This window comes from Streptomyces smyrnaeus (assembly GCF_017676345.1).
Lineage (GTDB): Bacteria > Actinomycetota > Actinomycetes > Streptomycetales > Streptomycetaceae > Streptomyces > Streptomyces smyrnaeus.
This window is the reverse complement of sequence record NZ_JAFFZM010000001.1, coordinates 239,890-259,477: the sequence shown is the minus strand read 5'-3', so window position 1 is coordinate 259,477 and position 19,588 is coordinate 239,890. Positions and strand designations below refer to the sequence as shown.

Here is a 19,588-nt window from a genome sequence, read left to right as displayed (position 1 = left end):
TCACCGCGCCGCCTTCACCCCGCTGCCCGCCACCTCGGCCCCCTCGGTGGCGGGCTGACGGGTGGCGGACCGCGGCACCGCCACCCTGGGGGACTCCTCCGGTACGGGGCGGGCCGCACCGGGCAGCTGGGCGCCCCGCCGTGCCACCACATGACGGCACACCCCCTCCACCAGGCGGGGCGCGGTGAAGGTGGCGCCGTGCACGAAGCGCATCGCCGGGCCGAACGACGGCGCCGTCAACAGCCCCGCGAAGAACAGCCCCGGGTGGGAGGACTCGAAATCCCGCGTCAGCCAGGGCGCACCGCTGTCACCGACCCGGCGCAGCGTCTCCCGCAGCGTGGAGTCCAGCAGCCCGAGCCGGAACAGGTCGGGGACGAAGCCGGTCGCGGCCACCACATGGTCGGTCTCCAGCGTCCGCGCCGTACCGTCCGCCGCCCGCAGCCACAGCCGCACCCGCTCGGCGGGCCCGCCGCCGACCGGGCGGACACCGCCTGCGGTGCGGTCCGCCGCTGTGATGGTGTGCCCCAGCAGCGTCGGCACCCTCGGCTCGAACCGCTCCCGCAGCCACCAGGCGCCCGCGGGGCCGAGGGCGTGCCGGGCGATGTGCAGCCGTAGCGCAGCGGGCAGTCGCCGCACCGCGCCCGGCTGCCGCGACCACATCCAGCTCGGCCATCCGGTGCCCAGCGCGCTGTGCGGGTCGAGCAGCGAGCTGAGCCTGCCGCGGTGGAGCGGCTTGGGTGGCGTGTTCCAGCGCAGGCGGGGGGCTCGGGCCACCACCCGGGGCTCCGCGCCCTCCTCCGCCAGCAGCGCCGCGGTCTCCAGCGCCGCCTGCCCGGCGCCGACGACCGTGACGTCCTTGCCCCGGAACCGGCTCAGATCGCGGTGGTGCGTGCTGTGGGAGGCCAGCTCGCGGGGCAGCCCGCGCAGCGTCGCCGGCCGGTGCGCGAACGGCAGCACCCCGATCGCCAGTGCGACGGCCCGTGTCGTCAGCTGCTCGCCCTGCGCGGTGTGGACACGGAAGCCGGAGGGGTGCGGCGCCACGCGGGTGACGGTCAGTTCCTCGGCCGCCGGCGCGGCATGTCTGCCGAACCAGGTGCCGTACTCGGTGAAGGTGTCCAGCGGCAGCGGCCGGCCGTGCCCCACCTCGATGCCGCGGTCGGCACAGTAGGCGGCCAGGGTGTGGGCGCCCTCCGGGTCGGACAGGGCGGAGGCGCTCGGCTCCGACTTGAGGAACATGCCGCGCGGCATGTGGTCCCGCCAGGAGGCCATCGGCCTGCCGAGCACGCGCAGGCGCAGTCCCGCGGCGGCGGCGTGCGAGGCGATGGACAGTCCGTAGGGGCCGGCGCCCACCACTACGAGGTCGTACATGGGTTCCTTCTCTCTGTGTGCGGTGTGGGCTGTGTGTTCGGTGCGGGCTGCACGGGTGCCGGGCTCTCCGCTTCGGGTGCGGGAGACGGGAGGGCAGCGGGGGGCGCGGTGCGGGCGGCGCCCGCGGCGGTGGGGGGCGGCGGGGCGACCGCACGTCCGCGTACGGCCCTCGCGGCGCGGGCCCGCAGCCGCTCACTCGGACAGCTGGGACGAACTCCCTTGACCAGGCAGCGCATCAGCCAGCCCGCCGCCATCGCGAGGCCGGGCAGCGGATCGTCGGCGGCGAACCAGGCGCGCTCCACCGGTCCGCGCGCCACCGGTCCGCGCTCCAGGTTCGCAACGCCCGCGCCCCCATCCGCGGGGCCGGGCGGACGCGGGCCCAGCAGCGCGGACAGCAGCGCGTAGTTCTCCACGACGTAGACCCGGCCCGTACCGTCGTGCGGCTCCCCGGGGCCGTGGCCGGGTGGCGCCCCCGGTACGGCACGCCCGGTCAGATGCAGATGCTGGGCCCGTACCACGTCCAGCCCCGCGCCGTCGGTGAAGAGCCGGAACTGCGCGCCGGGGCGCGGGTTGAAGTCCACCAGGTGGGGGACGCCCGTCGCCGGGTCGAACCGGAAGTCGAGATCGAGGATGCCGCGGTAGTCCAGGGCTGCCGCCAGGCGGGCGGCGGCCTGTTCGACGGGTGGGTTGGGCAGTCGGCTGCCGACCGCTGTCAGACCCGTGTGCGGCGGCCAGGAGCGGTCCTTGCGCCCGGCGCCACCGATCAGGAACCGGCCGCCGTCGGCCGCGTACCCGTGGAAGAACCAGTCGGCCCCCGCCGAGTCCGGCAGCCGTCGCTGCAACAGCAGGGCGCTGCCCGCCTCCCGGGTCCGGGCGAACAGGCGCGCCGCCTCCGTCTCCGTACGGACCAGCGCGGTGCTGCGCAGGCCGGGTGGCAGCAGCCAGGGGCGGCTCCACTTGGCCACCACCGGCAGGCCCAGTGCCGCCGCCGCGCGGCCCGCCTCGCGCGCGCTGCCGGGCAGCACGGTGGTGGGGTGCGCGACTCCGGCGCCGGCGCAGACCGCACCCAGCTCCGCCTTGTCCGCCAGCCGTGCGGGCAGTCCGGGGTCCACGGCGGGCAGCAGATAGCGTCCGGCGAGCCGGGGCGCGAGGCGGGCCGTGGCGATCGCGCCGTGGTCGTCCAGCGGAACGAGCACGGCCGGTCTGCCGATCCTGGCCGAGACGTCGAGGAGCAGGCGCTCCAGCGCCGCGTCGGGCAGCGCGCCGTGCGCCGTCGAGCGGTCCGGGCCGCCGGGGCGGCCGGTCGCGGTACGCGGCGGGGTGTGCACCCGGTGCAGGAAGCGGGACCTGCCCACCGGGCCGCGCGCGGAGCCGAGCAGGGCGTGCACCTCGATCCCCGCACGCCCCAGCGACCGGGCGGCGCCCAGGGTGCCGTGGTGGTACGGGTTCGGATCGAGACGCAGCAGCAGCGCGGGAACGTCCGTGGCGAACGACAGCATGGGGGCATGTCCTTCAGGCGTGGGGCAGGCGGGTGGGGCGACAATTCCGCTGACGGATCATCAGGTATCCGGACCGGCAGCCGACCGGATCAGGGCCCGGGCGCGGACGACGGCCCGGGAGCGGACGACGGTCCGCGGGCGCACGACGGCCCGGGGGCGACCAGGAGGAGCCATGCGGACCCACAGACGCGAGCGGATCAGGGTGATCCTGTGCGGGGGAGCCGTCACCGCGGGGCTGCTGGCGTCCTGCACCGTGCTGCCGGGCGGCGCGCCGGGCTCCGGCTCCGGCCGCGGGGAGCACCCCGAGGGCACACCACCGCTGTCCGCCTCCGCCGCACCTGTCGCCTCCGCCGATCCCTTGGTGGGCGCCTTCCTCGGCTCCGGCGACGAGGGCGTGCGCCGTATCCGCGGTATGGAGCGCTGGCTGGGCGGCACCCGGCTGCGAGCCGGACACACCTACCTGCCCGGCCGCCTGTGGTCCGACATCGAGGGCGACCCCGGCTTCCTGGAGCCGTGGGCGCGCTGGCGGCGTGCGGACCGGGACCGGCTGCTGGTGCTGAACGTGCCGATGGCGGCCCGCAACGAGGCCCGGCTGCCGGATCGGCGGGTACGCGCGCTGCTGCGCCAGGGCGCGGCCGGTCACTTCGACGGCCACTACCGCACACTGGCCAAGCGGCTGGTACGGCAGCGGCTCGCGGACACCGTCCTGGTGCTCGGCTGGGAGATGAACGGCACCACCTACACGCACCGCTGCGGTCCCGACCCAGCGGCGTGGAAGGCCTACTGGCGCCGCATCGTGACCACCATGCGCTCCGTGCCGGGCCAGCGGTTCCGCTTCGACTTCGCGCCCAGCCGGGGCCGGGACGCGATCCCCTGGCCCCGCTGCTACCCGGGCGACGACGTGGTCGACGTGCTCGGCATGGACGCCTACGACCAGCCCGCCGGGATGCCCTTCGAGGAGCAGGTGCGCGAACCGTACGGGCTGCGGGCGCACATCGAGTTCGCAGCCCGGCACCGCAAGCCCGTCTCGTACCCGGAATGGGGGCTCTTCCGCAACGGGGACAACGCGGAGTACGTCCGCGGGATGCTCGCCTGGATGGGCCGGTACAAGCCGCTCTACCAGACGATCAGCGACTACTGCCCGCACGGTGTGTGGCGCTGCCACCGGAACCCGACCTCCTCGGCCACCTACCGGATGGCGCTGTTCGCCGAGCCGCGACCGCCGAAACCGCCCCGGCAGTCCGAGCAGCCCCGGCCGGGGCGACCGAGCCGGCCGCCCGCGACGCCGCCCCGGCCCTGGTGGGAACGGTGCTGGAACGTCGGCGGCCACTGCGTACGCCTCGACTGGCTGCGCCTGTGGGCCGGTTAGCCGCCGTCCCGCCCGGGCGCACCGCTGCTCCCGGCACCCCGGCCGGGTCCTGACCCGCGGCCGGGCCCGGCGCCGTGCCGCGCTCACGCCGTCACCGCGGTGCCCGCACACCGGTCGCCCGGCCCAGCAGCGTACGGACGGCGGCGGTGCCCGGCCGCTCGCGCAGCGCGCCCGCCACCAGGTCGCGGGCCGCCGCCTGCGCGGCGAGCAGCCCCAGCGCGGGGGCCAGCTCCCGACGTGCCAGCAGATAGCGCCGGTTGACGGCGGTCACCGGACGCCAGCGCAGCTTGTACGGCTCGGTACCGCGCAGCAGACTCAGCGTGCCCCGCCCGGTGGCGGCCGCGTAGTGGGCGTCGTGCCGCAGCAGCATGGTGGCGATGTCCACCCGCTGCGCACGCAGCCCGGGGTCGGCCCCGTACAGATAGCCGCACACCAGGTCGGGCGAGGTGAAGGCGACATCGCAGGCGGCGACCCGGCCGCCGATCCGGTACTCGGTCACCGTGGCGTCCCCACCGGCCACCAGCGCCGCCGTGGCGCGCACCAGATGAGCCGCGAAACGGGAACGCAGATGCTCGGGGGTGACCCCCCGGCCGCGCCACTGCCGCTCGTGCAGCCGCAGCATGGTCCGCACCGCCTCGGGCACCCGCTCGGCCGGCACCTCGTAGGCCTCGATGCCGAGCTCGTCGATCCGGCGCAGCTTGCGCCGGGTGCGTTTGGCCCCGGCGGGTGCCAGACGGGACAGCATCTCGTCCATGGGGATGCCGGGCAGCTCCAGGCAGACCGAGTCGGCCAGACATCTGCTGACCCCCGGCCAGGCCGCGTAGAGCCGTTCGGCGGCGCCGCCGGGACGCACCTGACGCAGATCTAGCACGGCGCTGCGCGAGGCCGTGTGGAGGGCTCGCGCCAGCGCACCGGCCGCCCGCGGGCAGCTGTCGTCCAGCAGTACGTCCTGGTAGTCGGAGATGGAGCCGCCGAGACCGACCAGCGTGGGCAGCGGCCGGTGCACGAGCATCAGCGGGGCGGCGGCGACCAGCCGACCGTTCTCCCGGACCAGGACGAGGCGCAACCTGCCCCGGCGCCCGTAGGACATCCACCACGACCACAGCCAGGCGTGGCTCTGGAACGGGGTCGCGGACCGGTTGCGGGAGCGCAGCGCCTCCCAGTCGGCGGCCAGTGCGGCGAACTGCTCCTCGGCGCGGCACAGTGTCGCGGTCAGCCGGACGGGCGGCTGCCCGCAGGCGTCCCCCTGCCCGCCGCGCCACGGCGACAGGACGGGGCCGGCGAGCCTGCGGCGGGTGGACGGCGGCAGCGGCGATGTCATCGGGCGTCCTCCAACTCGGCCGTCCGCGGCCCCGCCTGCGCCGGGCGGTCGGCCGTCGCCGCCGCCCCGTCACCGGAAGCGGGTACCGGCACCGCTGCCGCGGCGGTCGCCGCGCGCCGCTGCGGGCGTGCCAGCAGCGCCAGCCCACCGAGCAGTCCACCGGCGCTCACCCCCACCGCCACCGCGATCGGCAGCGAGGGGGACACCGGCCCCTGGGAGGGAGCGGCGCGCGAGACGACGGTCAGCCGGACGCCGGTCTTCTCGGCCGACTTGTGCGCCGTGCCGGTGAGGGCGCGGGCGACGGCGTCGGCGTAGTCGGCCGCGTCCTGGGCCCGAGGCGCGCTGCCGGTGATCCGCACCATCGGCGCGTCGGGTGAGGCGCCCGCGCGCACCCGGGATCTGAGCGCCCCGCGCGGCAGCCCTGCGCGGGTCTCGGCAGCGCCCAGCACGAACGCGTCCGTGGCGATCTTCCCGTACGCCTGCGCATAGCCGAGCGCCGACGCCGCCTCGGCGCGCGGTCCGGGGGAGACGAGGACGTAGCTGGTGGCCTCGTACCGGGGCTCCGCGACGGTCGCGTACCCCGCCCCGCCGAGCGCGCCCAGCACCGCGCACAGCGGCAGCGGCCACCACCCGGGCACCCGGCGCGCTCCGCGTGCCGCTGCCGCTGCCGATGTCGATGTCGGGGCGGGAGCCGGCACCGTGCCGGTGGCGGCCTCCTGATCCGCGCTCGGGGAGGTCCGCGCGCTGCGGCGGGCCGTCGTGTGCTCGAAGGCCGGTGCCGCCTTTCCCGGTGCGGCCTTGGACATGGAACTCACCTCGATGTCAGGGGACTGTCATGGGCTGAGGGCGACGGCACAGCGCCTGCGGCCCTCGGGCCGGGCCCGGTGCCGCGCGGGCGGGTGCCGAGCGCCGTGCGGTACACCCGCGCCAGCCGCTCCGCGCAGTGGACGATGTCGTAGCGGTGGACCACGGGGGGAACCGGCAGCCGCGGCGGTCCGGCAGCCCGCACCGCCCGCAACGCGTCCGCCTGCCCGGAAGGGCCCGCGAACCGGCGTGCGCCCGGGGCCTGTTCGGGCGGCAGTTCCTCGATCGCCGGGCAGGCCGCGTACAGCACCGGCAGCCCGGCGGCGAGCGCTTCGAGTGCGGCCAGCCCGAAGGACTCCTCCTCGGACGGCGACACGAACACATCGGCGGCTGCCAGCACCCCGGGCACATCCGGCGCTTCCGCGGTGCGGTCGGGGCCGCCTCCGAGTCCGCCCGCGCACGCCCCCAGCAGCAGCACCCGGTCCGCCACGCCCAGTGCGGCGGCGCGGGCGCGCAGCGCGGGGCGCTCGGGGCCGTCACCCGCCAGCAGCAACCGCGCGCCGGGCACCTCGGCGACGGCGTCGATCAGCGTGTCGAAGCGTTTGCCCGCGACCAGCCGGCCGACCCCGGCCACCACGAAGGCGCCGGGCGTCAGGCCCAGCCGTTGCCGTACGGCGTCGCGGACGGCGGGGTCGAAGCGGAAGCGGGCGGCGTCGATGCCGTTGGGCACCGTGCACAGCCGCGCCTCGGGGACACCCCAGCGGCGCAGCCGGTCGGCGACCGTGCCGGATACGGCGACGGTCGTGGTGCCGAGCCGCTCGGTGGCCAGCTGCAGAGCGCGGACCGCGGGGGTGAGGGGCCGGCCCTCCAGCAGGTGCTCGCCCAGCGAGTGCTCGGTGGCCACCACCGTGCGCACCCCGGCCAGCCGCGCGGCGATCCTGCCGTAGACGCAGGCCCGGTACAGATGGGTGTGCACCAGGTCGTAGCCGCCCGCGCGCACCAGCCGCACCAGCCGGGGCAGTGCCGACAGGTCGCGGTTGCCCGCCATGCCCAGATGGGTCACCCGGGTGCCGTCGGCGCGGATGCCCTCGGCCACGGCGCCCGGCGTGGTGAGGGTGACGACCTCGCCGTGTACGGAGTGGGCGGGCAAGTGGCGCAGCAGCGACCGCAGTTGCTCCTCCGCGCCGCCGACGCCGAGCCCGGTGATGATGTGCAGCACCCTCATCGGCGCACCCCGTCCACCAGGGCCGACTCTCCGGGCGCCGGCGGGTGGGGCAGCGGCCTGCGGCGCAGCGGATGCAGCACCTTCTTCAGATACAGCCGCACGGAGGTGTCCCGCGCCCCGATGTGGGCACGCGGCAGCGCGTGCATCCCGGTGAGCGGGCCGGGGTCGATGGCGCAGGCGTATGTGTAACCGGCAGCGCGCACCGCGTCGACGGCCCTGCTGTCGAGCGTCCCGTACGGATAGCAGAACCCGGCTGGTGCCGTTCCGGTGAGCTGTGCCAGCAGCGTGCGGCTGTGCGCCGTCTCGCGCTCCAGGGTGGTGTCGTCGGCCTTGGTCAGATCGGTGTGGAGCAGTCCGTGCGAGCCGACCTCCATACCCGCCGCGGCCAGCGCCCGGATGCCGTCGGCGTCCAGCAGCCGTTTGCGCGGGCCGAGTTCGTCCCAGGCGTTGTCGCCGCCGAGCCGTCCGGGCAGCACGAAGGCGGTCGCGGTGCACCCGTAGCGGTGCAGCAGCGGCACGGCAGCGGTCAGGAAGTCGGCGTAGCCGTCGTCGAAGGTGAGCCCCACCAGTCCGCCGTCCCGCCCGGCGGCGCGGGCCCGCAGCAGCTGCCCCGCACTCACCCCTCTCAGCCCCCGGTCGCGCAGCCAGCGCAACTGCCGCTCCAGCCGTGCCGGTGAGACGGTGATGCGGTACGGGTCGTCGGCGCACTCGGCGACCGAGTGGTACATCAGCAGCCAAGGGACTCGGCCGCGGGTCTCAGCGGGCATGCTGGATCCTCCGTTTGACGGTGGCGAACAGGTGCGGCAGCTCCGGCGCTCCCACCAGCAGTCCGACGGCCAGGAAGGTGACCAGTACGACGACTCCTCCCACGACCGCACCGGCCAGGAGCACGGGGAACAGCCCTGCGGTGGCCCAGCCCGCGACGGCGGCCGTCCCTGCCGCCACCAGCAGCCGCAGCAGCCCGGACGCCACCTGGGGCACATCGATGGCCACCACCCGGGCTCCGAGCCCGTGCAGCAGCAGCGCCGCGGTGGTGGTGATGCCCAGGGCGTTGGCCGCGGCGATGCCCCCGACGCCCCAGCAACCCGCCGCCGGCACCCCGGCGCCCACCGTCACGGCGAGCCCCGCGCCCATCGCCGCGGCCGGATACCAGGGCGGGCGGGGCCCCGAGAAGAACGGGCGGACCAGCGCGCCGACCATGCTGTGCCCCAGCAGACCGCAGCTGTAGACCCGCATCACGGCGGCGGTGGCCGCGGTGTCCGACGCCTCGAAGGCGCCGCGCTCGAAGAGCAGCCCGACGATCTGCGGTGCGCAGGCGACCACGTACGCGGCGCCCAGGAGCACCACCAGCCCCGCCAGCGCCAGATCGCGCTCCACCCGCCGCCGGGCCGCCGCGGCGTCGCCGTCGGCCATGGCACGCGCCACGACGGGGAACGTGACGGTGCACACCATCAAGGAGAGCACCATCGGCAACTGGGCCACCTTCTGCGCGTAGTTGAGGTGCGAGATGGCACCGGCGGGCAGGGAGGAGGCCACGAAGCGCTCGAAGAACACCTGCGCCTGCCGGCTCACCGCGAACGTGGCGACCGGCGCCAGCACCCCGAAGCCGACGAGCGTGCCGGTGCGCGCGTGCTCGCGTACCGCACGCGCGGCTCGCCCGGCCCGGGCCCGAAGGACGCCCTCGGTCCGGGCGCGGAGCCGGGTCACGGATGCGGGCAGCTGGACGAGCACCATCAGCACCCCGCCCACCGCGACCCCGAGCGCGGCGGCCCGTACGCCCCACAGGCCGTGCCCGGCGAACATCACCGCGATGATCCCGGTGTTGTAGGCGAGATAGATCGCGGCGGGCGCCACGAAGTGCCGGTGCGCGCGCAGCGCCGCACTGAGGTACCCGGCGAGGCCGAAGGTCAGCACGGTCAGCGCGGTCAGCCGCAGACAGTCGACCGCGGTGCCCGCGTCGGGCAGGCCGGGCGCCAGCACCCGTACGACGTACGGCGCGCTCAGCGCCAGCAGCCCGGCGGCGCAGGCCAGCAGCAGCGCCAGCCGGGGCAGCGTGGCCGCCACCAACGCCCGTACGGGGTCGGTCCCGTCCGCCTCCGTCCCGCCGGCCCTTGCGGCCGCTCTGCGGGAGAGGGCGAGGCTGAAGGCGGGCACGAGGACCAGTGCCATGGCGTCCTCGATCAGCAGGGTCGCGGCCAGTTCGGGCACGGTCCAGGCGACGAGGAACGCGTCGGTGCCGGCGTCCGCGCCGAACAGCTGGGCGATGGCCTGGTCCCGCAGCAGCCCGAACAGCGACCCGGCGGCCGTCAGCCCGGCGGTGACGGCCGCGGCCCGGGCCAGGGACCGGCCGAGCCGCGTCGACCCCTCGCCGGCGCCGTCCGGTTGCCTGCCCGGCGCGGGCTCCGGCTGCCTGCCCGGGGCGGACTCCGGTCGCCGCTCCGGCGCTGTCGGCGGGCCGCCCGCCGGGGGAGGGACCGGTCGCAGGGGAGCGGGGCGGGGGCCGGTCACCGGGCGGGGCTCCTGTCCGGCGACGGCACGGAGGCGAGCCGCCGGGCGGTGCGCCGCCCTGCCGTCTCCGCCCCGGCGTCCGGCGACAGCGCCCACCAGGCGGCCACTCCCAGCACCAGTGCGGTCAGCACGGTCGAAGGGCCGCCGATGTCCCCGTACAGGAAGTCCACGCCCTGCCACACCAGCAGGCCGGTGGCCACCGCACCGCAGTCGACCGCGCGCCGGGCGAAGCCGTCGCGCCGGGCCTCCCGCAGCCGCCGCAGCCCGCACACCAGCAGCGCGCCCCAGGAGCCGACGAGCGCCACCGTGCCCACCAGTCCCTGCTCGCTGAGGACGAGCAGATACATGTTGTGCGGTGACAGCAGCGGCTCCCGCTGGAAGGGCACTCCCGCGCCCGCCGTGTCGCTGCCGGACGACAGCTCCAACGCCGCATGCGAGTCGCGGTGCTCGGGGAACCCCTTGGGGCCGACACCGGTGGCGGGGGACTCCCGCCAGATGTCCGCGGCCGCGCCCCACAGGGTGTACCGGTCCGTCACGGAGCGGTCCGGCGAGTCGGAGACCTCCGTGATGCTGCGGGCCCGCTGGGTCAACTCCTGGGTCGCCACGCCCAACCCGCCCACCAGCACCACACCTGTGGCCAGCACGGCGGCCAGCGCGCACACCGTCGTACGGGCACCGCGCAGCGCGAGCAGCAGCAGACACGCCGACGCCGTCGCGATCCAGGCGCCACGGCTGTAGGAGAGGGCCAGCGGTACGACGAGCGCGACGGCGCAGCCCAGCGCGCAGGGGCGCAGCCACCGGCCGGTGCTCTGGGGCGGGTTGAGCCCGCACGCCAGTGCCGTCACCAGCCCGTACGAGACGGCCGTCGCCATGCCCATCACGTCCAGCGCGCCGAAGGTGCCCACCGCGCGGACGTGCTCGCCCTGGTAGGAGGCGCCGGTACCGGTGCAGGCCTGCACGACGCCGACGCCGCCCTCGATCAGCGCCAGCAGCACCACCGCCCCGCACACCAGCCGGGCGTCGCGCGCGTCCCGCAGCGACAGCAGCACCGCACCCGGGACCAGGACGAACAGCTGGAGGTAGCGCACGAAGCCCGGAAGGCTCGCCGCGGGGTCGGCCGAGGCGGCGGTCGTCACGGCGAAGGCCGCCGCGGGGGCGCCCAGCACCAGCACGGCGAGCGGTGTCAGGGCGCGTGGCGCGGGCCGCCCGGTCGCCCGCCGAGGGGGACTGCGGCGCAGCAGCCGGACCGCGCACCAGACCACCAGCACGCCCGAGCACACATCCGCGGGGGTCACTCCGGGGTGTGCACCCGGACCGGCGCTGCCCGCCGGGACGCACAGCAGCAGCACCGTCACCACGACGGGTACCGCGGGCCCGCGCGCGGCGAGGTGGGACAGCCCGAGGGACAGCACGCTCCGTCCGGGTCGCGAGGGCGGCGCGGTGCTCTCGGCCACCGCGCTCACCTTCCCTCCAGCCGGAAGAGGGAGGTGGCGGTGCGGCAGATGATCCGCACGTCCTGCCACAGCGACCAGGTCTCGATGTAGTGGTTGTCGAACCGGGCCCGGTCCGCGATGGAGGTGTCGCCGCGCAGCCCGTGGATCTGCGCCAGCCCGGTGATGCCGACAGGGGCGCGGTGCCGCTGCGCGTAGCCCGCGTGGAGCCTGCTGAACCGGCTTACGAAATAGGGGCGTTCCGGACGCGGCCCGACCAGGCTCATGTCGCCCCGCAGCACGTTCCACAGCTGCGGCAGCTCATCCAGCGAGGTGCGGCGCAGCAGTCTGCCGACGCGGCTCGTACGCGCGTCTCCCGCGACGGTCCACCGGGTCGCCGACTCGTGTGCGTCGGTGGGGCGTACGGTGCGGAACTTCAGCAGGGTGAACGGGCGCCCGTCCTGTCCGATGCGCTCCTGCCGGAAGAGCACATGGGGACCGTCCAGCAGCCGTACAGCCAGTGCGCAACCGGCCATCACCGGTGCCGCCAGCAGCAGTGCAGGGGCCACGAGTGCGATGTCCAGCAGCCGCTTGCGCCGGCCGGTGCGCGGCCGTGGGCACTCCAGTTCCAGCCGACGGCAGGAGAAGCCCCAAAGGTGCGTGTCGGTCGTGCGCTCGCGGCCCGGGAGGGCGTGTCCGCCGTGTGCGCCCAGCGCGCAGCCGGGCCGTACCAGCCAGCCGGTCACCCCGCGCTCGCCCAGCAGCACGGCCAGCGCCGCGGTGTGCGGGTCCTCCCAGGGCGACCGTACGAAGACGGCGTCCCGCACGCGGTGGCGGGTGACATCCCGCACCACCTCCTCCAAGGTGGTGGCGACGGGCAGCCGCGACCGCTCGGCGAGGTCATCTCCCGGGCCCGGGGCCTCCGGCGCGTCCGGCGCGTCGGGGGTGCCGTCCGGGCGGGCGGGGCCGGCTGTCTCGGTGGGGCCCGGCTCGACCAGTGCCACGGGCCGTAGTCCGTACCGCGAGCGTGTCGCGAGCGCGGCGGTCACCGCCTGCGCCGTCTCGCCCTGCCCCACGACCAGTGCCGCACGCGGTCTGCTCCGTCCCCGGCGGCGGCGCACCGCGTGCACCAGCGCGCGGAACGCGCACACCAGTACCGCGTTGGCGGCGATACCGGCGAGCAGACCGCTGAGGCTCACCGTCCCGGTGCGGTCGCAGGCGGCGAGCACGGTGACACCGACGCACCAGGCGATGACCACCCGCCTGCTGAGCGCCGGGAGTTCGTCGAGCGCCCGGGGGTCGAGCCCGGGCCGGTACAGGCCCGCTCGCGCACACAGGGCCGGCAGGCTCGTGCAGGCGGCGGCCTGCAGCAGCGGCGCCCCGGCCGCCCCCGCGCAGGCCAGTACGGCGATTGCGGTGCCCGCCACATCGGCGGCGGCCAGCGGCAGGGCCGCCCGGGGGCGCCGCGCCGCGCACCGGGCCGGTGGCATCGGCACCGGGGTGCGGGCCGACGGCAGCGAGAGGGCCGGGGCCGGTCCGCCGGCTGCGGCCCGCCCGTCGACTTCGCCGCCCGCGCCGGACACCGGGCGAGGGACGACGGGAGCGGCACGGACCGGGCGCCGTGCGGGAGTTCCGGCCGGTCCCGCGGCGCTGTGCGGGCCCTGGGCGCCGGCCGAGCTGTCCGTGGTCATCGCATACCCGCCCATTCCGCGGCCGGGACGGTCACCCTCGTCCCACGCTCCCGTAGCACCTCCCGGTAGAGCTCCAGCACGGCCGCCGCCGTGTTGCGCACGTCGAACCGGTCGCGTACGTGTGCGACGGCCGCTCCGGCCAACTCCGCGCGCAGCCGGGGATCGAGCGCGAGCCGTGCCACCGCGTCCGCGAGCGCTTCCGGGGCAGCCGGCGGCACCAGGCAGCCGGCCTCCTGGCCGGGTGGCAGCAGTTCGCGGGACCCGGCGACGTCGCTGACGACCACCGGGCTGCCGCACGCCATCGCCTCCAGCGGGGTCAGTGCCATGCCCTCCCACAGGGAGGGCAGCACCACCAGGTCGGCGGCGGCGTACCAGTCGCGCACCGCGTCGCTGGCGCCCGCGAACACCACTCCTGGCGGAGCGGCGCGGCGCAGCGGCTCCCGGTCGGGGCCGTCTCCGACGAGCACCAGCCGGGCGTCCGGAACCCGTGCCGCGATCCGCGGCCAGGCGGTCAGCAGGGTGCGTTGGCCCTTCTGCTCGCACAGCCGTCCGACGCACACCACCAGCACCGCCGAGGGCGGCAGATCCCGCACGGCGGTCGGTGGCAGCTTGCCGAGTGCCGCGAGCCGCCTCGCGCGCCGGTCCGTCTCCCGCGCCCCGGGGGCGGTGAAGCGTGCGGTGTCGACGCCGTTGTGCACCACGGCCCACCGGGCGTGGACACCGGCTGCCGTGCCGGTGTCCCGTTCGGCCCGGCTCACGCACAGCACCCGGTCGGCCCACCGGGCCGCATACCGCTCCCAGGCGCGGGCCAGCCGCGCGGTGTGCCCCGTCGCGGCCTCGAAGGACCAGGCGTGCGGCTGGTAGACGGTGGGCAGCCTGCCGCGCAACGCCAGGCGTGCGGCGAGCCCCGCCTTGGCGCTGTGCGCGTGCACCAGGTCCGGGCGTACGGCACGGAGCAGGCGTCGTACGTCGTACACCTCGGCCGCCACACCCACTCCGGGCTCCCGGACGGCGGACCAGCGCGCGGTCCGTGCGCCCGCCGCGGACGCCGCGTGCGCCAGCCGGCCGCCGTCGGGGCAGGCCACGACGGTGTGCAGACCGGCGTCCGTCTGGGCCGCGGCGAGATCGGTGACGACGCGGGCCACACCACCCTCGACGGGCTGGGCGAGGTGCAGGACGGTCATCCGCCCCCGTGGCTCGCTGCCGTACCGAGCGGTGCGCTGTGCCGGCAATTCAGGCATGGACGACTCCGCCTCCCGAGATGAAGCAGAGTGACCTTGACAAAATCCGACTGTCGAACCTGAGCGGCGCGCCGGTTATCTTCCGGTTTTCACCGAGTGGTCCCACATGTGGCGGGTGCGACGCCGGCACATCCCCGTGAGCGTCCGGGCCATGGGGCCGCGGGCCCGCACCCGGTTGGCTGGGCGCACAGCCCGGCCGACCGAGAGCGCGGGCGCCACGAGAGGGGGAGGGTGTGCGCGTGCTGCAAGGGGTGACCCTGATGGGGGCCGTGCTGCTGACCGGGTTGAGCGCGGGCCTCTACTACGGCTTCGCCTGTGCGGTCCTCCCGGGGCTGCGGCGCGCCGGGGACCGGACGTTCGTGGAGGGCATGCAACGCATCAACACGGCCATCCTCAACGGCTGGTTCCTGCTGCTGTTCGCGGGTTCGCTGCTGCTGATCGTCGCCACCGGGGCACTGCAGCTGTGGGGTGGCGGCAGCAGGGGCGCGGTGTGGTGGGTGGGCGCGGCGGCCGTGCTGTACGTGGCCGTCCTGGTGATCACCATGGCGTTCAACGTGCCGCTCAACGACGCGCTCGACGCGGGCGGGCTGCCGGACAGCGCCGAAGGGCTGGCCGCGCTGCGCGAGCGCTTCGAGAGCGCGTGGCACCGATGGAACATCGTCCGCACCGTCTGCAACACGGCCGCCTTCGGATGTCTGGCCTGGGCGCTGGTGCGGTACGGGAACGGGGGCTGAGCGGACCGATGTCCATACGGTAGTACCGCCCGATGTCCGTACCACCCGATGTGTGTACCGCACGGCGCTTCCGCTGTCGGACCAGGAGGCGGGGAACCTGCTCGCCGGTTCCGTGCGCTCTCCTGCGCGACCGCTACTTGCCGCGGCGGCCGAACCGCAGCGCCCTGGCCAGCACGTCCAGCGCCTCGTCGGCCCATCCGATGGCCTCCAGACCGGAGGTGACGTTGGCCGGCGGGCGGTTGATGAGGGTGTCACGGCGCATCAGCCGGGTGAAGTCCACCCGCACCGGGCCGGTGCGCGGTCGGCCTCCGTAGGGGGTGCGGAACTCCACGCCCGCCCGCCGCATCACCTCGATCAGCTCCTGGGCGAGGATGCCGTAGGCGACCGTCGTCGGGTGCACACCGTCCAGCGAGAACAGCCCGCCGTCGCTGCGCCGGTCGCCGTCGCTCAGCAGGAAACGCGAATTGGGCACCGGATCGAGCCCCGCCAACTCGCGGGGGAGCGGATACGGCGTCCACCAGTCGGGCCGCGCCGCCTCGTCCTCGAAGTAGCGGCGGCAGGCCAACCGATCCAGCAACCCGGCGGCGTCCAGCAGATACCAGTCCCGCCCGGCCTGCCGCGCCCCGCGCACCACCTCGGCCATCGCGTCGTTGTACTGGTCGATCGCCGCGTCCACCGCGCGGGCCTGCTCCGCGGTCAGATGGGGATCGCGCTCCGGATCGAAGGCACTGTCGCTGATCCAGGGGCGGGTGTAGTACGGGAAGTAGCGCGAGCCGGGCTCCAGCTTGCCGCGCACCCCCCGGGCGATCGGCGCGATGGTGACATGCGGGACGGTGCACCAGATCACGTGCCGGGCCCTGATCCGCTCCACCGCGTCCGCCAACTGCCGCAGTTCGGCCGCGAAGTGTTCGGGCCGCCACACCGTGAAGCGCGCCTTCTCGCGCAGATCGTCGTAGCCCTCCTCGCTCCAGACGACCTTGAGCTCGATGACGGAGGAGAGCGCGTTGTTGGCGCCGAGGAAGACGATCAGCGTCTCGATGCCGTGCTCCGGGTCCGCCTCCCGCTCACCGTCCTCGGTGGCCTCGCCGTGCCGGGTGCCGGCCGTCTGCTCGCCCAGTGCGGCAGCCGCCGTCACCTGGGTGAGCGCCCCGGCGGTCGGCGGCCGGGTGGGAAGGGTGCGCAACGCCGCACGCTCACCCGGGCTGCTGACCACCTGCCGTACCAGATCGTCGCGCGGGGCGTCGATCATCTCGCGGCAGACGTCCGCCGACTTGTCCAGGGCGTCCCGCAGGTCCCAGCCGAAGACGGCCAGATTGTGGTTGATGGCCTCTTCGGCCACCGGAGCGCAGCCGGCGCCGCGCTCCCAGTAGTCCTCCACCTTGTCCATGAAGCGGCGGGCCCGGAACAGCGCCGAGGGGGTGTCCCACCAGTCGATGGCCCGGCCGCAGTGGTCCTCGATGTCGCGCAGCAGCATCTCCAGGTTGAGGGGGAGCCCGCCGCAGCCCTCGAAGGAGGGATGGCGGAAGTGTTCGGCCCAGCCCAGCTCGTGCGCGATGATCGCCGGGTACGACAGCTGTGTCTGGAAGGCGGCGCAGCTTTGGAAGCCCTGGGTCAGGGAGTCGCCGATGGTCACCAGCCGGTTGCGCGGCTCGCCGCGCCAGGAGGTGGGGACGGGGATGCCCAGGGTCGGATCGGTGTAGGGCGCCCCCGGACCGGTGCGCCCGGTGGCGGCCCGGGGCGCGGCGGTGGGGGTCGGCGTGGTGGGGGCCGGTGCGGAGGGAGGTTCCGGTGCGGATGGGGGTTCCGGTGCCGTCATGTCACGCCCCGATCTGCCGCTGCGGGGGCTGCCGGTCGGGCTGCGCACTCCGGTGCGGCTGTGTCCGGTGGGTTCGCTGTCCCACCAGCACAGCTCGGGACCGGGCAGCAGGCCAGAGCCGGGACGGCGAACTACGTGCGAACTACGTCCGGTCTACGCCGATCGCGTGGCGCGGGTAGGCAACAGGCGCCACAATGACGGGGCGGAACACCGGCAGTCACTCCACCAACTCGCTTCCCCGGGGCCCGAGTTTGCGGGATCATCGCTCGCGGCATTCAGGACTAGACCACTACTGCGCGCAGCCCGGTGGTGGCCTCACACGGGGATTGGGTGAACCGCATGACCGAGATCCAGGAAAAGCCGGACACCAGTGATCGCACCACCGAAACCCGGCTGGCCGTCGCCGTACACGTCGAGGCCGAACTGCTCCGCCTCGGCCTCCAGGCGATGCTGCCGAAACTGACCGTCGTCGAAAGCGCCGCACAGTTCACGCACCCCGCCGCACTCGAAGGGGCTCTGGCCGAGGCCAGGTTCGACGTCCTGATCCTCTCCAGCTCGCACAGCGCACCGGCCCCCGTCGGACGGCTCCGCCACGCCCACCCGGGACTGCGCACCCTCGTCCTGCTCGATCCCGCGGACGCCGAGTCCGACTCGGCACTCGCCCGGCTGCCCGCCGACGGCTATCTGCTGCGCGAGGAGCTGACGGCGGCGGCCCTGGACCGGGCGCTGCGGCAACTTGCCGCCGACGAGATGCCGATGCCGCTGCGGCTGGGGCGCCAACTGCTCAGTCACGCGGGCGAGTCGGCGCATCTGCTGCCCGCCCGCACGGTGCGGTTGACGGCCCGCGAGCAGGAAGTGCTCGCCCACCTCGTGGCCGGCCTCAGCAACAAACAGATCGCCCGGCAGCTGCGGATCTCCGAGCACGGGGTCAAGCGGCTGGTGAGCAGTGTGCTGCTCAAACTCGGCGCCGCGAACCGTACGGCCGCCGTGGTCACCGCGATCAAGCTGGGCCTCATCGACTGACCCGATCGCCGCGCGGCCTGCGCGGAGCGGAACCGGAAGGCGTTCGGCCGGGCGGTGGGCGACCGACCCTGCCCGGCCGTTCGGCGTGCCGTGCCCTGACCACCAGAGCTACCCGATCGGCCACCCCCGATCGCTCAGCTCAGTGTGGGCGGTCGTCCGGGGCTGTCGGCGGTCCGAAGCGGAGAGCAGGATGAGCCCGCGGTCGGCGCCGAACACCCCGGTGGTGGCCGTCGATCGAGCGCCAGGGGCTCTCCCCGTGCGGCGGAAACACCTTCGTCCCCCTGCCGAGAGGACCGACCCCATGAGCTGGAGGCACCAGGACCCCGCCACTCTCGCGGACGCCGCCGTCAGCAGTGTCGCCCTCGTCGCCGATCCGTTCGCGCAGTCGGCTGCTCCCGGCTTCTGGGCCTGGTCCCGCGACGCCCACCGAGCCGTCAAGGACGCGGTGCTGGCCGTCCCCGACGAACACGTCCGCACCCTGGCCGCGACCGTGGGGAAGGATCCCGCCGACATCGAGGCCTGCCGCCGGTTGACGGTGCTGCTGACCGACCGGCTCGCGCAGGCCGGCGACGAGCCGGAGACCGAGCGCCTCGCCGCCCTCGTCCGGGAGGCGGAGACCTGCTCCCGGCTGCGGATGCAGACCGGCACCGAGCGGCCCGCCGGGCTCGGCGCACCCGACGCCGCGCAGATCCTGCGTACCTGCAAGCCCGCGGCCAGGCCGACCGGGCCTGTGGACGCGGCTTTGGTGATCCCCTTCCGGGAGCGCGGCGAGGAGGGTGAGCGCACCCGCAACCTGGCCGCCGTACTGCACGCGCTCAACGACCAGAGTCATCCGCGCGACCGCTACCGCGTCGTCGTGGTGGAGGCCGACTCCCGGCCGCGCTGGGAGAGTCTGTACGGCCCCTGGTGCGACACCTATCTGTTCGCGGAGAACGCCGGTCCGTTCAACTACTCGTGGACCATCAACGCGGGCGTGGTGCACGGTGCGCGCCCGGCCGAGCTGATCTGTGTGCTGGAAGCCGACATCCTCGTCGACCGCGGCTTCGTCGAGCGTGCCGTCGAACGGTTCCGGGTACCGGGCACCCAGGCGCACTGGCCGTTCGAGGACATGCTGTACCTCGATGCCGCCTCCAGCCATCAGGCCGTCACCGAGCGCTGCCTGGAGCAGCTCCCGGCCGTGGACAGGGACGCGCTGCGCGGCGTGTTCCTGCGCCGTACCCCCGGCGCCTGCGTATGGCTGCGGGAGAACCTCTTCACCCGGATCGGCGGCTACGACGAGCGGTTCACCGCCGGCTGGGGCGGCGCCGACAACGACTTCACCTGGCGGGCCGACCTGCACGGTGGTCTGGACCGCCACCGCGACCGCATGGTCCACCTGCACCACGCGCGCGCCACCGACTGGTTCGACGCCGAGGGCGCGGGGGCCGGAGCCTACGAGACGTTCCCCTGGTGCACTTGGCCGCCGGACTCCGAGATCGGTGATCTGACGAAGTTCCGCTCCCGGCAGCCGCGCTGAGCGGGCCCCCCGCGTCGAGCGCTGAAACCCTCGAGAAACAGGG

15 protein-coding genes are annotated in these 19,588 nt (G+C 75.1%); 4 read left to right on the top strand and 11 right to left on the bottom strand.

Annotation, left to right across the window (positions count from 1 at the left end; all coding sequences use genetic code 11):
- Together JW613_RS01175 and JW613_RS01170 are read right to left on the bottom strand one after the other, a co-directional pair.
- A complete protein-coding gene (locus JW613_RS01175; RefSeq protein WP_209208798.1) occupies window positions 1–1,368 on the bottom strand; it encodes an NAD(P)-binding domain-containing protein in 1,368 nt (455 codons plus the stop codon).
- Entirely contained in the window at window positions 1,353–2,867 is a 1,515-nt protein-coding gene (locus JW613_RS01170) for a carboxylate--amine ligase (RefSeq protein WP_209208797.1), read from the bottom strand. Before JW613_RS01170 ends, JW613_RS01175 begins: the two co-directional genes overlap by 16 nt.
- A gap of 172 nt (window positions 2,868–3,039) precedes the next feature.
- Here JW613_RS01170 and JW613_RS01165 point away from each other — a divergent pair, with 172 nt between their 5' ends.
- A complete protein-coding gene (locus JW613_RS01165; protein WP_209208796.1) occupies window positions 3,040–4,236 on the top strand; it encodes a glycoside hydrolase family 26 protein in 1,197 nt (398 codons plus the stop codon).
- 91 nt (window positions 4,237–4,327) lie between these two features.
- Here JW613_RS01165 and JW613_RS01160 read toward each other — a convergent pair whose 3' ends face one another.
- The 8 genes from JW613_RS01160 to JW613_RS01125 are packed head-to-tail and all read right to left on the bottom strand — an operon-like array spanning window position 4,328 to window position 14,456.
- The gene (locus tag JW613_RS01160; protein ID WP_209208795.1) at window positions 4,328–5,557 is read right to left on the bottom strand and encodes a GNAT family N-acetyltransferase; all 1,230 of its coding nucleotides are present in this window, start codon (window positions 5,555–5,557) and stop codon (window positions 4,328–4,330) included.
- Window positions 5,554–6,363 (bottom strand): YveK family protein, encoded by an 810-nt coding sequence (locus JW613_RS01155; RefSeq protein ID WP_245224762.1) that lies wholly within the window; start codon window positions 6,361–6,363, stop codon window positions 5,554–5,556. Before JW613_RS01155 ends, JW613_RS01160 begins: the two co-directional genes overlap by 4 nt.
- A 5-nt stretch (window positions 6,364–6,368) precedes the next feature.
- Entirely contained in the window at window positions 6,369–7,586 is a 1,218-nt protein-coding gene (locus JW613_RS01150) for a glycosyltransferase (RefSeq protein ID WP_209208794.1), read from the bottom strand.
- Window positions 7,583–8,353 (bottom strand): polysaccharide deacetylase family protein, encoded by a 771-nt coding sequence (locus tag JW613_RS01145; protein ID WP_209208793.1) that lies wholly within the window; start codon window positions 8,351–8,353, stop codon window positions 7,583–7,585. The genes JW613_RS01150 and JW613_RS01145 overlap by 4 nt, the downstream gene beginning before the upstream one ends.
- Window positions 8,343–10,094 (bottom strand): murein biosynthesis integral membrane protein MurJ, encoded by a 1,752-nt coding sequence (gene murJ, locus JW613_RS01140; RefSeq protein ID WP_307865740.1) that lies wholly within the window; start codon window positions 10,092–10,094, stop codon window positions 8,343–8,345. Before murJ ends, JW613_RS01145 begins: the two co-directional genes overlap by 11 nt.
- A complete protein-coding gene (locus tag JW613_RS01135; protein WP_372447878.1) occupies window positions 10,091–11,557 on the bottom strand; it encodes an O-antigen ligase family protein in 1,467 nt (488 codons plus the stop codon). Before JW613_RS01135 ends, murJ begins: the two co-directional genes overlap by 4 nt.
- Entirely contained in the window at window positions 11,554–13,215 is a 1,662-nt protein-coding gene (locus JW613_RS01130; protein ID WP_209208791.1) for an exopolysaccharide biosynthesis polyprenyl glycosylphosphotransferase, read from the bottom strand. The genes JW613_RS01135 and JW613_RS01130 overlap by 4 nt, the downstream gene beginning before the upstream one ends.
- Complete coding sequence (locus tag JW613_RS01125; protein WP_209208790.1) at window positions 13,212–14,456, bottom strand: glycosyltransferase; 1,245 nt, start codon at window positions 14,454–14,456, stop codon at window positions 13,212–13,214. The genes JW613_RS01130 and JW613_RS01125 overlap by 4 nt, the downstream gene beginning before the upstream one ends.
- Before the next feature lie 233 nt (window positions 14,457–14,689).
- Here JW613_RS01125 and JW613_RS01120 point away from each other — a divergent pair, with 233 nt between their 5' ends.
- A complete protein-coding gene (locus JW613_RS01120; protein WP_307865738.1) occupies window positions 14,690–15,190 on the top strand; it encodes an anthrone oxygenase family protein in 501 nt (166 codons plus the stop codon).
- A gap of 133 nt (window positions 15,191–15,323) precedes the next feature.
- Here JW613_RS01120 and JW613_RS01115 read toward each other — a convergent pair whose 3' ends face one another.
- A complete protein-coding gene (locus tag JW613_RS01115; protein ID WP_209208789.1) occupies window positions 15,324–17,006 on the bottom strand; it encodes a hypothetical protein in 1,683 nt (560 codons plus the stop codon).
- A gap of 339 nt (window positions 17,007–17,345) precedes the next feature.
- On the opposite strand from JW613_RS01115, the gene JW613_RS01110 reads away from it, so the two are divergent.
- Together JW613_RS01110 and JW613_RS01105 are read left to right on the top strand one after the other, a co-directional pair.
- The gene (locus JW613_RS01110; RefSeq protein WP_209208788.1) at window positions 17,346–18,029 is read left to right on the top strand and encodes a helix-turn-helix transcriptional regulator; all 684 of its coding nucleotides are present in this window, start codon (window positions 17,346–17,348) and stop codon (window positions 18,027–18,029) included.
- 301 nt (window positions 18,030–18,330) lie between these two features.
- Window positions 18,331–19,545, top strand: coding sequence for a glycosyltransferase family 2 protein (locus tag JW613_RS01105; RefSeq protein ID WP_209208787.1), 1,215 nt, complete (start codon window positions 18,331–18,333; stop codon window positions 19,543–19,545).
- Window positions 19,546–19,588 lie beyond the last annotated feature (43 nt).